At 43.5% G+C, this 14471-nt stretch carries 9 protein-coding genes; 4 read left to right on the forward strand and 5 right to left on the reverse strand.

The window, feature by feature from the left end; genetic code table 11:
* Positions 1-327: 327 nt before the first annotated feature.
* The 3 genes from D829_RS0108030 to D829_RS0108040 are packed head-to-tail and all read right to left on the reverse strand — an operon-like array spanning position 328 to position 6604.
* The gene (locus tag D829_RS0108030; protein ID WP_017688353.1) at positions 328-4782 is read right to left on the reverse strand and encodes a carbohydrate binding domain-containing protein; all 4455 of its coding nucleotides are present in this window, start codon (positions 4780-4782) and stop codon (positions 328-330) included.
* Between the two features lie 43 nt (positions 4783-4825).
* Positions 4826-5704: a carbohydrate ABC transporter permease gene (locus D829_RS0108035; RefSeq protein ID WP_017688354.1), complete on the reverse strand. Its 879-nt coding sequence runs from the start codon at positions 5702-5704 to the stop codon at positions 4826-4828.
* A 15-nt stretch (positions 5705-5719) separates the two neighbouring features.
* Complete coding sequence (locus tag D829_RS0108040) at positions 5720-6604, reverse strand: ABC transporter permease subunit (RefSeq protein ID WP_100527900.1); 885 nt, start codon at positions 6602-6604, stop codon at positions 5720-5722.
* Positions 6605-6816: 212 nt separating this feature from the next.
* On the opposite strand from D829_RS0108040, the gene D829_RS0108045 reads away from it, so the two are divergent.
* Together D829_RS0108045 and D829_RS0108050 are read left to right on the forward strand one after the other, a co-directional pair.
* Complete coding sequence (locus D829_RS0108045) at positions 6817-8526, forward strand: sensor histidine kinase (RefSeq protein WP_017688356.1); 1710 nt, start codon at positions 6817-6819, stop codon at positions 8524-8526.
* Between the two features lie 11 nt (positions 8527-8537).
* Positions 8538-10178 (forward strand): response regulator, encoded by a 1641-nt coding sequence (locus D829_RS0108050; RefSeq protein ID WP_017688357.1) that lies wholly within the window; start codon positions 8538-8540, stop codon positions 10176-10178.
* Positions 10179-10332: 154 nt separating this feature from the next.
* On the opposite strand, the gene D829_RS0108055 is transcribed toward D829_RS0108050, so the two are convergent.
* Together D829_RS0108055 and D829_RS0108060 are read right to left on the reverse strand one after the other, a co-directional pair.
* A complete protein-coding gene (locus tag D829_RS0108055; protein WP_017688358.1) occupies positions 10333-12018 on the reverse strand; it encodes an extracellular solute-binding protein in 1686 nt (561 codons plus the stop codon).
* A gap of 188 nt (positions 12019-12206) precedes the next feature.
* Positions 12207-12920, reverse strand: coding sequence for a glycoside hydrolase family 16 protein (locus D829_RS0108060; protein ID WP_017688359.1), 714 nt, complete (start codon positions 12918-12920; stop codon positions 12207-12209).
* Positions 12921-13184: 264 nt separating this feature from the next.
* On the opposite strand from D829_RS0108060, the gene D829_RS0108065 reads away from it, so the two are divergent.
* Positions 13185-14012 carry an AraC family transcriptional regulator gene (locus D829_RS0108065; protein WP_026081070.1) on the forward strand — a complete coding sequence of 276 codons (828 nt, stop codon included), beginning with the start codon at positions 13185-13187 and terminating at the stop codon, positions 14010-14012.
* Between the two features lie 79 nt (positions 14013-14091).
* Positions 14092-14430: a cupin domain-containing protein gene (locus D829_RS0108070; protein WP_017688362.1), complete on the forward strand. Its 339-nt coding sequence runs from the start codon at positions 14092-14094 to the stop codon at positions 14428-14430.
* Positions 14431-14471 lie beyond the last annotated feature (41 nt).

Below are 14471 nucleotides of genomic sequence, written 5' to 3' on the forward strand. Positions count from 1 at the left end.
AGCTAAAAACAAAAAATCCTAATCTTCATATAGGATTGTAATATTGTCGCTCCTATATTCGTTGTTAGGATTTAAAGATTCAACAGCTAAGCTCTAAACTAAACATAAAGATACTCATATCTGTTTTCAACCTGAAGTCCATTTCGTATTCTAATTAAAATTACATGCAATGTCAATGAATTAACGATTTGTTCACAGTTATTTACGAACTATACAGACATTATATCTTGTGTTCATTCGTTTATAGAATAGAGACGGAAAGATTGTCAAAAAATCCGATTCCAATATACCGGAATCGGATTCTTCATTATATAGAGAATTCAGAAGCTAATTGGCAGGACCCAGATTAATCAAGCTGACCTCGGACAATGAGACGGTTGTGTTGCCGTCTTGTACACCGTCAATGTTACCCAGATCAAATGAGATTCGAGTATTCGCATAGCTGGCTTCTGTTGCAAATGTAAACGTGAACTCCTGTTCTTCTGGAGTCAAATCAACTCGTGCCCCAAAGAAACCATGCCATTCATAGTTGGCAGCGGCATCGACCCATCCAATCCCCAAACCCAATTTCCTGGACTTCTCCGCTTTGGCTCTAAACGTCAATTTATATTTAAAACCTTGCTGTATGCCGAATCCTTCATTGATGACTTGACGATCCCATGGATGCTGTCCTGCATGACCAATCTTGGCTTGAAGCTGTTGATTGCTAACTTGCATCTCAAGGTCCGCTGCATTACCGTCCGCATGGGTAAACCAGCCTTCCTTACCTTTGGAGAAGTCTCCATTGGGAATAAGATTAACATGAACAGGTTGCCCTCCTTGATCTGCATTCGGATCAACTTCATATAACTGGACGTTATGGATGTGAATCGAGTGTTCACCTGTAGAGAGCGGATATCCTAATCCAAATGCAAGCATAGCTGCCGAATCGGAGGTATCTCCCATGGTGAAGGTATAACTATACGACTTTTGATCTGCGGTTAATTCCACTTCTTCTTCAAAATATTTCACAAAATCCCCTGCATTCTGAGAAAGAACCGCTTGCATGGATTTAGGACTTGAAACAGATGCCCCGAAGGTAAGTCGGTACGTTTTGTTTGCATCAAGTTTAATCTGACCTTGTTGCAACAAAGCATCCCACCAATGTTCACTTGTACCAGGCAAATTAATCGTTAATCCTTCGCCCTCGTCATGTGAGGCTGTCAGATGATTAGGAATTAGCTCCCAATGATTCAGATCAGCTGTTAGCTCACTGTTCTGAATTTTGTTTTGTGAAATATCGACCCAGCGTGTATTATAATCTGCTCCTTCAAAATTCACATAATAGGGTTTGCCTGCTGTCAAGTTGACCCCTGGAAAATACACCGTTTGATATGCTTGCCATCCACCCGTGTCTCCGAGACTCAGGTCTGATTGTGCAACGGTTGTCCCTTGTTCATCCTGAATGCTGAACTGAACCTTGGAATCACTTTTTCCACTGGCCATTCGGGCAGACAGAACATAAACTCCGTCGTGAGCTACATCGATTTTATATTGCAGCAGATCTCCCTGATCCATGTAACTGACATGTTTTCCTCCTTCTACGGAGTCCTCCAGTTGTAAGCCCTGCATCATCCAAGCTTCGGTTGCAGGTACATGTGCGTAGCCATTCACTGACAGAGGTTTTCCGCGTTTCGTCAGACGAACATTGTCCACATATACCTTACCTTTAGAACTGCCAAATAACAGTCTTAGCTCGGATTGTGCGATTGATGCTCCATCTCCAATGATGATTTCTCCGGTGAATGTTTTCATTTCCTGGTTCAAGGAGAGGTTTTGTCCTTGATGAACCTGTACTGTATGCCCATTACTGCTGACAACATCAATGTCGATGCTTCGCGGTGTGTCTGCCTTGGCATCTAAGGAAAAACCATACGTTGTATTCGCTTCCAGTTTCAAATCCGGTTGGTTTACCGAAACTTGTTGTGGGTCATTATTCGTTTGAGTAACATCAACAACCAGCTGACGCTCCATAATTGGGAATTTCGAAAAGTTATTTACACTTATATTGGCTGCCGCACTGTCCTGAATGCTGCTTGACCAGAATCCCAGACGCTCCTTGCCTTGATCGAATGTGCCATTGTAAATAAAGTTGCCATCAGGTAGCGCGTTTCGTTCGACAGTTAACGGATCAGCCTCACCCACCTCGATCAGTCTGACATTGGCCAGCGAAACCGTTGTATCATCCAGCCCCAGATTAAATTCGAATCTGGCATTGTTATCCGTGCCATCCCGCATATTAACGGTATAGTCATAGGATTGCCAATCTGTCGTGAGTGCAAAGGTGTTATCACCCGAATAATTGGTCCAGCTTTTTTCAAATTGGTTCAGTTTGGACATGATTGTACGGTTAGCAGATGCTTTCGCATCAAATTGTATCTTGTACTTTTTGTTTTTCTTGATGTACATCGGCATCTGAGTCAGTTGAACCGAGTAGTTTTCAGTACCCGATGCATCAATGGTAACTTCTGCTGCTTTCCCTTTCTGCTCATCCGTTACAACTTTGACACTGCCAGCTCCATCAGCATTTGTAATGAATTTCCACTGAAGAGGCACTCCATTGTCTGCAGACCCTTCCGAAAAACGATCATTGTAGATTTGATTGCCGTCGGCTTGTGGTTCCCGCTGTTGCGCAGGCTCGATGGGATTTGTTGTTACATCAGGCCATGTGTCTAGATTTTTGTAAGAATATACACGCACAAAATCAACATTCATCTTTTCGGAAGTGAAGTTGCTTTCAGGTGAACCCGGCCAGTCTCCTCCAACTGCCAGATTCAGAATCAGATAGAATGGACGATCAAATGGAGCAGGGAACGTATAATACTCTGGTTGGCCCGCGGCCTTCGTTTGCCAGTTGGTCACTTCATGATGCAGCTTTCCATCCACATAGAAACGAATCATACCCGGCAACCATTCCACCTGGAAATCGTGATAATCGTCAGCGAAAGTTTCTCCCTTCGGAAGAGTAAGGCTTCCCTGATCATGTCCATGGGAGCCGTCAGGCTTCACACTGTCATAATGCAATGTGCTATATACCTTGTTATTACTCTCTTTGCCACCAATTAGCTCCATAATATCGATTTCTCCAGAGGCAGGCCATCCACCATAATGTGCTTCATCTGTTGGCATCATCCATATGGCAGGCCACATGCCTTTTTCAATCGGAAGCTTCGCACGTACAACTACCTTACCGTAGGTCCAGTCGCCTTTTCCCATGGAGATCAGTTTGCCAGAGCTGTAATCTTTACCGTTTTTCGGACCCTTTTTTGCTTCAATCTGCAACACGCTTCGATTCTGATCTTTGGTAATGCGAGTGTTATCCGGGCTGTAATATTGCATTTCATTGTTATAAACGAGTCCTGTATCCTGCACGGTCCATTTGGAAGAATCAATCGAAGGTCCGTTAAACTCATCATTCCAGACCAGCTTCCATTGATCATGCGGAATCGTTGTTGCTGGAACCGGTTTTTCGCCCGCCGGATTGCTTGGTGTCGATGGTGTAGACGGTGATTGCCCGTCTGGAGAAGATGGTGTGGGTGTGCTTGTCACATTTGTTGAACCACCAGGCTGCGATGAAGCAGGTGGTTGGGCTTCACCCACCATGGATGTGCGCAATCCTTGTTTTACTTTCTCTCCGTTGATCACAACATCATCGGCATCTACACTCAATTTTTGGATCGTACCTTTGGTATCCATTCGAGTCTGACTCGCTTCTGCATGAATATTCATGGAATCAATCAGGCTGTTTGAAGAGATCTCCAGAATGGATCTCTGCATTACATGCATCTCCTGAATGTTACTTTCTTCCGTAATAGAGATTCTGACGGGTTCCCCACGTTTGCCAACGACTACTCGATTCAGCTTGGAGTTGTTAATGTTGATGGAATGGCTGCCTCCGCCTTTAATGATGACACTTCCTGTAACAGTTACGCCCTGAAGAACAACAGATCCCTCACCAATGCCTTCTGCCAGCAGCAGATTTCCATTGACAACCATATTTTTCAACTTGACATCCGTTGAATTAATAATCAAGTTGCCATCTACCCTGGACTCATATATACCAGGAGCACTTTTTACATCTGCAATCATCGCTGACAGTAACCCTGCCGTCTCCGCTCGTGTAATCGGTGCTTCGGGATTTAATTTGCCTTGGAAACCTTTAAGAATATTTTCGTTCACTAAATAGGTAAGCGCTTTCTTTGCGTAGCTGGAAATATCATCTGCATCCTGAAATTTCAATTGTTCACTATCTTCATCTGTAGCGGCTGAAAGTTGAAAAGCTCGATCTACCATAACCGCTGCATCTTGCCGTGTCATCGGTTGTTGTGGTGACAGATGTTCACGGTCTGTCCCTTCGATGATGCCAGAACCATTCGCTCGTACCATCACGTCATAGTACCAATCGTCTGAAGTCATATCCGCATATGAACCAGTCGCCGCATTACCGGTGAAACCAAAGGCCCGATCCAGAATCATGACGAATTCAGCTCGGCTAATGACCTGACTGGGCTTGAACGTACCGTCCGTATAACCTTTCAATACATTCAAGTCTTGCAAACGTGTAACTGCAGATTGTGACCAATGCCCCGTCAGGTCTGTATAGGGAACAGAGAAGTGCAGGCTTTTCGCCTGCACATTTCCCACCTCCGCTTGACCCTGTACACTTTCTGCTCCAGCAGTTGCTGGATAAACGAGAGAAGCTATTAAACTCCATGCCACCATACATGCCAGTCCTTTTCTCATCCTTCTTCCTCCCTCAGCTCAGTTATCCTTGCATTTGCATAGCCTATTCCTTAACTGCTCCAATAACGATCCCCTTAACGAAGAAACGTTGTAAAAACGGGTATACCATCAGGATCGGAAGCGCGCCGATAAAGATCTGTGCTGCGCGTACAGTTCGCTGCGAGATATTTTCCAACATGGAAGGATCGACGTTGATTTTGCTGAGATCTTGCTGAACGATAATGGTCTGTAATAGAGAAGCAAGTGGATAATTTTTAATATCAGACATATAGATCATGCCGTCGAACCAGGAGTTCCACTGATACACCATCGTAAACAAGGACAAGGTTGCGATAGCTGGAAGCGACAGTGGTACGTAGACCAGAATCAACGTTTTGATATGACCTGCTCCATCCAAATAGGCTGCTTCTTCAAGTTCTTTGGGCAGTCCGCGGAAGAAGTTCATCATGAGAATAACGTTCCACACGGACAGTGCGCCAGGCAGAATAAGCGCCCAGATTGTATTCATCAGGCCAAGCTTCTGGATCAGAATGTAACTTGGAATCAAACCGCCGCTGAACAAAATGGTAAATACGAAAAACCACGTATATAAGGAGCGACCTTTAAAACTGATATCTTCCTTCGACAACGGAAATGCGGTTAAGAGCATGATGACCATACCAATGATCGTCGCAATTACAGTCCGTTTAAGTGATACGATCAAGGAGTTGATGAAGTTTGAATTCCCGAATGTTTTCACATATGCGTCGGTTGTGAACCCGATGGGCCAGAAGGTAACCAGGTTTGATGATGCTGGCGCCATACTGCTGAATGAAACAGCCAATATATGAATAATTGGTAAAATGCAGAGTATCGATAATATCCCAAGAAAAGTATAGTTAGCGATGCTGAATATGCGGTATCCTTTTGTTTTATAATACAAGCCCTTTTCTCCTCTCTAGAAAACTCGATAATTGGCCAGTTTGTAAGCCATTCTGTACGATATAACAATCAAAATGGTAGCAACCACAGATTTGAACAACCCTACTGCTGTGGCAAAACTCATCTTCCCGTTCAGAATCCCGAGTCGATATACAAAGGTGTCAATGATGTCGCCTTTGTCATACACAAGCGGATTGTACAAGTTGAACACCTGATCAAAACCGGCGTTCAGGATATTGCCGATAGAGAGTGTCATCAGTACGATTGTAATCGGCATTAATGCCGGAATCGTAATGTGCAGCGTCTGTTTAAATCGGTTGGCCCCATCCACCTCGGCAGCCTCGTAGAGTGCAGGATTAATTCCTGAGAGAGAAGCCAGAAATACGATCGTACCAAAACCAAATTCTTTCCACACATCACTGAGGATCAGCGTTATTCGGAACCATGTACCGTCTCCCAGGAAGAAGATCGGTTCTCCTCCAAAGGCTACGACAAGCTGGTTGACCATGCCGCCCTGAGGAGACAGGATATCGAGTAGAATACCGCCGAGAATAACCCATGATAGGAAATGCGGTAGATACACAAGCGTTTGACTTACTCTCTTGAATGCCGTCAAGCGTACTTCATTGAGCAAAATGGCAAACAGGAATGGAGCGAATAGTCCTGCGATGATTTTGAAAAATGCAATGACCAGCGTATTCCAGATCACCTGACCTACGTCCGGATATAAAAATAAATATCGGAAATTGTCCCAACCCACCCATTTGGATTCAGAAAATCCCAAGTATGGTTTGAAATCCTGAAAAGCAATTACAATGCCGCCCATCGGTATGTACTGAAACACCAGTGCCAGCAATACAGCTGGAATGAGCATCATATGCAAGGTCCAGTTCCGTTGCATATTCCAGCGCTGTTTAACCCTGGTGGAGCGCCGTTTATGCGGCGTTTCTAACGTATGTTCCTTCACTCCTGCATCCCCCATGTTCTAAATTTTGTATTTTACAAGTCATCGTGAACTTGTATATTAAAATTATAGCAATGGAAATTTGTGATCTATATCCTAATATTGCAACAACGATATCAATATTTTAATAAGATTAAGGAGGTTGGACTTTGTTCACACGCTTGAATGTCTTTACCAAAATTACACTGTTGTTTGTGATGCTGCTTATTCTGGTGCTGTTTCTCTATACATACTCGAACCGGGAAAGCGTGCGTGTTATCGAACACGAGATTCAGAACAATACGATGAATCATCTCTCGACATTTGCTGATTCAGTAGAATCCAACATTTACCAACTGTCATTGTATGGGATGTCTATTGGGCAAGATTCGAGTATTCAGGAATATCAACGTCCCGACTACAAGGACATTCCCTATGAACGTGTGAAAGTTGGAAGTGCCATTCTGGAGAAAATGAATCTGTACAACGCAGCAAGCAAATGGCATTCGACCATCACACTATACTTCCCAAGGATGCAAAAAGTGATATCAACGGATTATTATGCTTACATTCCGTATAGGGATGATGAATTTAAGGAGCCTCTCTCGCAGTCCTGGACCTATGCCGACAATCAGTTTATCTGGTACACTACCGATCCAACGACAGCGATGGCGAGACCTGGCAAAGCCAGATTGATTACCAAAATCAGTTTTCCAGTTCATCACTTAACTGCACTTCTTAATCAAAACAAGTTAAATAATAAAGGTGACCCGTTCATGTTCCATCCCGATTATGGATTAATCAGCAATAGTTCTGGAAAGGAAACCTTGAACGCCATCCTGCCTTCCCTGAAAGAAGCAAAACTGCAGGCCAGTGGTGGATTCAGTACAACGTTGAACAAAACGGAATATTACGTCTCCTACATTCAATCCAAGAGCCTCGGCTGGTATTATGTTGACTATGTGCCTTTGCAGCAAATTTTGAAACCGATTACGAGCAGCCGGAATCTCTTTTACGCTTCAATTGCTGTTCTGATCGTGATGAGCGTTGTTGTATTATATACACTCTACCGAAGTGTGCAGCTTCCACTCTTACAGTTGGTGAAAGGGACGAATCGCTTGTCCACCGGGGACTTTTCTGTTCGGCTTCATCATTCTGCACGCAATGAGTTCAGCCTGTTATTTGCACGTTTCAACATCATGGCTCAACGAATTCAAGAATTAATCGAGAATGTATATGAGGAGAAATTACGAAGTCGGGAAGCCACACTCAAACAGTTGCAGTCGCAGATTAATCCGCATTTTTTATATAACTGCCTGTTCTATATCAAGAACATGGCCCGAATGAAAAATGAAAAGGCCGTGGTAGCCATGGCACTGAATCTGGGGGAGTATTACCGATACATAACCAGGTCCGAAAAGGATCAAGCCACGCTTCGTGAAGAACTGACGATGGTCAAAAATTATTTGGAAATCCAGTCACTTCGTCTGGAACGAATGCATTTTACAATCGACGTGCCCCATGATATTTTAGATAAAACAGTTCCCAGACTAACCCTCCAGCCTATTATTGAGAACGCTATTATTCATGGTCTGGAGCCCAAATCGGTAGATGGTGAGATTAAAATCTATGCGGACTGCGAGGATGATGTGTACACGATTATCGTGGAGGACAGCGGGCTTGGCATGTCTGAGAAACAGCTTGATCATCTGAGAGATAATCTTTTTAAACCGCTGGATGAGAATATGGGATGTGGTACATGGAATGTCCATCAACGTTTATCTTTTCTGTACGGTGAAGGCTCTGGACTATCTTATGATCATTCTTCAATGGGTGGGATTAAAGTTAACATCACATGGCACGACAATACAGACAAGTAGGTGAACGACCCATGCTGCAAATATTACTAGTAGACGATGAACGTTCCGTCGTGGAAACGCTGGCAGAGACCATTCCGTGGGAAAGCTGCGGGATCGGTACAGTTCATGAAGCCTTATCCGGTGCAGTAGCGCTGGAAATTATGGACAACCACGACATTGACATTGTAATTACGGATATACGTATGCCCGAAATGTCAGGCATTGCACTGATTACAGCGATTCATGAAAAGTGGCCGCATGTGCAGACAATTCTGTTATCAGGTCACGCCGACTTTGAATATGCGAAACAGGCCATTGCGCAGGAAAGCTTTGATTACTTGCTGAAACCTGTTAGCGATGAAGATCTGATCGAATCCGTGCAACGTCTTGTTCATCGAATCAAAGAAAAGTGGGAAACAGCAGCATCTCATCAAAGAGCCTTACACGCGTTTCAGGATCATCTGCCATTGCTTCAATCCACGATGCTGCATGAGTTGCTGACTGGAAAAGTCTATGATCAGAAGACGCTGGCAGACAAGCTTGATCTGCTTGAGCTCCCCTACTCCGTAGGAGAAGATCTCGGCATGCTTATTATTCGTATGGAGAAACATCTATCCGATATGGCACACGGTGACCTGGCCCTAATGGAATATGCGATATGTAATATCATAAGCGAAGTGATGCATAATCATTTTCATATCTGGCATACACGTGACGTGCACGATTACATTGTTGTTCTGGTAAGCATGAAACATTCCACAACGATGAGTTATAGCAGGAGCGAGACGCCTCAAACATTGCTTGAGCAGTATGCTGCCCAGATTCAAACCAATGTTCAGTTATACTTGAAAGGTGCAATCTCCATTTCCGTCTCCAGTTGGGGCAAGTTTCCCCATGAGATTGGAGAACTCTATGAGCGAACGGTTATGTCCATGCGTAAACGGATGGGTCAGGTGCAAGGTTTGTTTGTCACCGCTTCCGATGAAACGGATGCCAACCCTCTACATACGATCAGGTCGCTGTATCAGCCACCAACGTTGATTAGCCTGCTCGAAGCTGGTCGCTTTGAGGATGTGGAACAGAAAATCGAACACATTTTTGAGGAACTGCTGCATTCCAATGAACATCATGATATTGCCGAGTCAACCTTTGAGGTGTATTTTGCTATCGCGGGTGCTTTTGCGTACATCATTCATAAAAATGGCAAACAAATCTCTTCTTTGATACCAGCAGAGTCCTATCGTTACTTTCAAGCTCCCAGCTATTCCACTGCGCAGCAGTTACAGGACTGGTCCGTGCGTACACTTCATTACATACGAGATGATGCTGAGCAAGAGCTTAGAGACAATCACAGCACCATTGTGCGCAGCGTGAAAAGTTTCGTCGACCTTCATCTGGCTGGTGATGTATCACTGCCTGCAATTGCTGACCATGTTCATCTGCACCCGGTGTACCTGTCCAAGGTATACAAAGCCGAGACCGGTGAAGCACTTACAGCATACGTATACCGATTAAGAATGGAGAAAGCAGCCTATCATTTGCGAACATCAACCGCCAAAGTGTTTGAGATTGCAGAACTTGTCGGTTACAACAATACCGCATATTTCATTCGAGTCTTTAAGAAATTTTATGATCTTACTCCGCAAGAATATCGGGAAAATCTGCCGGTTTAAGAGAGTACTCAGGCCAGACTTAACGTTCTGGTAATCTTCTCCGGTTTCCTCTTCTCCATATCGAATACAAAAAGGCATTGCCGGAGATCTTCTCCTGCAATGCCTTTTTGGTGCTTATGTGGCCGCGATGAATTAATTCAGCCAGCCCGTCATCCTATTTTCCGCTTTTCACGGAATCATACCACTCGTTAACTTCTTTCGTAATCTGATCTCCACCTGAAGACTTCCACTTCTCAACAAATGAGTCGAACGCGTCCACAGAGGTTTTGCCATATACAATTTGAGAGAAGGTATCCTTCTCCATCTTTGTCAAAATATCATTGTTCATCTGCATTGTCATTGAAGGTGCACCGGTAAACATCTGATTGAACACGATATCTTTTTGATCCAGTACAATCTTGGCTGCATCAAGCATAGGTGCAGGTACACCTGATTTGATTTTTTTCTCAAATGGCGTTGTTGCTTCTTCACCACTTGCCAGCTTCGCGAGTGTTGTCATACTCAGATTCGGAATTCTCGCTCCATCAAAAGTCAAAGTGTACTTCTCGGGAGCATAACCACCCGTAAGACTTGCATCGGTTGATGGTTTCCCATCTACCATAACCCAATCGTATCCTTCCGCAAATCCATGCTCAAACTCATCGCCCTCTTTAGGATTCGCATAGTGATCAAAGAGATAGTTCTGATAGGTGAAAAAGGCTTCCGGATTTTTCATGTCTTTGTTAATCAGAACTACGCCATTTCCGTTTGACGTCCCATGTCTTCCTGCTTGACCGTTTGGACCGGAAGGAATCGGATAGGCTTTGTATTCAGCCTCAGGATTGTTTTTCTTCACATCCTCCAACGGCCAGGATGGCATCCAGTGAGGACCTACCACAATACCTGCTTTTCCAGCAGTAAATTCTTCAGCAGCTTTTGTCTCGTCATACACGCCAGCTTCTTCCGGGATATACCCTTTGCTCATCCAGCTCTGTAATTTGGCCAAAGCCTGTTTTGCACCAGGTGTAACGGAACCGTATTCAAGTTTTCCGTCTGCCGTCAGATTCCATTGGTTTGGCATTGTACCATAAGCGCCAAATACCCACCCAGCTTCAGACATCCATGTGTTCAGCCAGTTCTTGAAGCCAATGGTGAGTCCGTAAGTGTCCTGCTTCCCATTGCCATCCGGATCTTGATTCGTAAACGTTTCCATAATGACTTCAAGATCATCTATAGTTTTAGGTGCTTCCAGATGGAATTTCTTCATCCAGTCTTCACGGATCCACATGACAGGATCACCATTATAGGAATAGTCCAGAATCGGAATGCCGATCTTTTTGCCATCTTGCATGTAAGGATACCACACGGAAGGATCTTCGTTTACGGCTGCTTTCCATGTGTCGCTGGCATATTTGTCAAACAACTCGCCCGCATCGACAAATTTTCCGGACTCAATCAGTTCACGCACCAGATTGAATTCGCCGCGATACGAAATAATGTCCGGCATGTCCGCATTGGAAGCAAGCGATAGACGCAGTTTTGTCTCAAATGCATTATTGGTGGATGGAGATATCCACTGGTTTTTCAACTCAATTCCGAGTTTCTCCTTGGCCCATTTTGTATGGACGTTGTTATCCTGATCCTCGCCTGACTTAAACTTCACGTCTGGACCCCATGGTCGTAAATACGTAATGGATACTGGTGGATCATACTTCCCATTTTTGAGCTCCAACGTTGTCGCTGGTGTACTCGATTCTGTTTTCTTTTCGCTCCCGTTACTACACCCACTCAAGGCTGCAGATAGGGCCAATACACCGATCATGACCAAACTGCCTACTCGTCTCTTTTTACTTGTGTCCAACTTCGTTCCCCCAGTCTATGTAATGTTGCTTACAGGTTAATCATAATGAATGTTTGATATTTATGCCCATACTAATATTGCAACATTTATTGCATTAATTTAGGATATTGGATATTGAATACATATATTGAATAAATACAATACCAGAAAATAGAAAAAAGCAGCCGCTAACGGCTGCTTCAGTCTGCTTAATTACTCGTATATTTAACCCAATCGTACTCAGCATAGAGCGGATTGGCGCCGTTATAAGGACCGAGCCAGCTATCTACTCCTGTTCCATTCCAGAGGTTCATCATGATTTTTCCGGGTGTTTTAGGAATATTGCTGGTTGCCGTATGCTTCAATACACCATCAACATACCATTTGATATGTCCCGGCTGCCAGTCAAATGCGTACGTATGGAAACCTTGGGATGCATCAAAACCTAGATTGATAATCTTCTCATGATTACCAACCCCATTGGTATAATAATTAAACTGCACTTTGGTTGTGTCTTTTCCTAAAAATTCGATATCAATCTCATCCCATTGGGTGCCATGTGCAGGGCCTGTGTATGTGAAAAATGAGGAAACTACACCTGTGTTCTTGGCAGGTTTCATACTGACTTCATACAAGCCGTACCCATACGTATTCGTGGAACGGTACTCTCCGCAATCAAACTTGTTCTGTGCAGAGCTGGTCAAACCAAGCTTAAGCTTGCCGTCACTTGTAAAATTAACATTGTTAGCCCTCCACGTACAGTTAAACATGTTCCCATTGGAATACCCATCCGCTTTTTGCCACGTACTTGCGTTAAAATAGGTTAGAGGTTCCCAGAAAACATAACCCGCGAAAGCGCTTACCGAAAAAAACAAAGAGATGACACCAGTTACCGCCAAAGTATACCAAGACTTCCTCTTCATCATACACCTCCATGAATGATTCCAACATGTACAAGCGGTACAATAATAGATAGCGCTTACATGGTTGGTATTTCCATTTTATCTGGAAGCATAGTGGTACACTATAGTAAACTTTAAAGCAGAGATATTCATTTTTAAAGATTCTTGTAACTCATTATGACGCGCATATTGACAGTGATAATCGTTATCAATAATGTTGGAGTAAGGTGCACAACGATTTATCTTAGAATGACCGGCAAACACTTTTGAAATGAGGTACGTAATGTGAAAGTAGACGTTAATCAGTTAGCAGCCCATTTTGCACACATTCCTTTTCAAGTAGAAGGAGTATATCGATATGCTAGAAATCCAGGGGTTCCCCAGGCTGACTATACCGATTCTTTTCCTGGATTTGTATTTCCTCTTACAGGAAAAATACAATTTCAATTTGATGGTACGCCATATATTTTTTCACCAGGAAAAGTTGTACATGGGGGCGCGAAAATGAAACTGGATCAAACCGTGTTTCATAGAACGGACTGGGAATACATCCTCGTTTTATACCGGATATGTAGTTCGGACCTCGAAGAGACAAGCTTTTCCCATCAGCATTTTGAATTATCAACGGGTCAATCCCCACGTCTGATCGAATTAATCATGCGTCTTTGGCATGTGTATAATCAGCGCGGAGGTATTTCAAAGTTTCAGACCGAGATGCTGTTTCGCGATGTACTGAACGAGACCTTAATATGTGTTGATCATAGGCAAAATAGTTGTGAATCAGATGTTTTATTCGAGCGGGTCTCTACCTATATCCAAGAATACTATGATCAAAGTCTGACTGTCGCATCGCTTGCAGAACAAAATAATGTTAATCGAAATCGACTCTCCTACGTGTTTAGAAGACATGCAGGTATGGGTCCAGCAGAATATGTATTGAAATATCGTATAAACATGGCACAGCAAATGTTATTGGCAAGTGATGCGTCTGTACAACAGATAGCTGAGACCGTTGGCATTGCTGACCCCTTTTATTTTAGCAGAGTGTTTAAGAAACAATGTGGCATTTCTCCTACGGAGTATCGTCTGAAGTTCATCAATAATCCATCCTGATTTCAATAGGCATCCATGTTATACAAAAGCTTAGATCAGTATACTGAACATATAGGATTAATACACAGGAGGAATGACGATGCACTATCAAGCTATTAAATTATATGAGGAATTTTCGAAATTAAACGATCTTTGGTCTCCGAAACTCATTGGTGAAATGAATGACTATCAATTTAAGATCGTTAAGATTGCTGGAGATTTTGAGTGGCATGTTCATGAGGAGACTGACAAGTTATTTTTTGTGCTCGAAGGGGAAATGATAATTGATTTTCGTGATGGGCAAGTGAAGATTTCCAAGGGCGAGATGTATATTGTCCCCAAGGGAGTCGAGATCAAGCCTTCCGCCGAAAAGGAATGTCATATCATGTTGATGGAGCCTGGAAGCGAAGTAAACACTGGCGGGACTAAGGCCGAATAAACGTCAGTTATTGGAACCAGGATGTCAATTTGCAATATCAG

Origin of the sequence: Paenibacillus sp. PAMC 26794 (assembly GCF_000316035.1) — a bacterium.
GTDB lineage: Bacteria > Bacillota > Bacilli > Paenibacillales > Paenibacillaceae > Paenibacillus.

Excerpts from the sequence above, each read along its gene's own strand:
- D829_RS0108030 (WP_017688353.1), bottom strand. The coding sequence starts at position 4,782 with ATGAGAAAAGGACTGGCATGTATGGTGGCATGGAGTTTAATAGCTTCT.
- D829_RS0108040 (WP_100527900.1), bottom strand. The coding sequence starts at position 6,604 with ATGCAACGGAACTGGACCTTGCATATGATGCTCATTCCAGCTGTATTG.
- D829_RS0108050 (WP_017688357.1), top strand. The coding sequence starts at position 8,538 with ATGCTGCAAATATTACTAGTAGACGATGAACGTTCCGTCGTGGAAACG.
- D829_RS0108060 (WP_017688359.1), bottom strand. The coding sequence starts at position 12,920 with ATGAAGAGGAAGTCTTGGTATACTTTGGCGGTAACTGGTGTCATCTCT.
- D829_RS0108070 (WP_017688362.1), top strand. The coding sequence starts at position 14,092 with ATGCACTATCAAGCTATTAAATTATATGAGGAATTTTCGAAATTAAAC.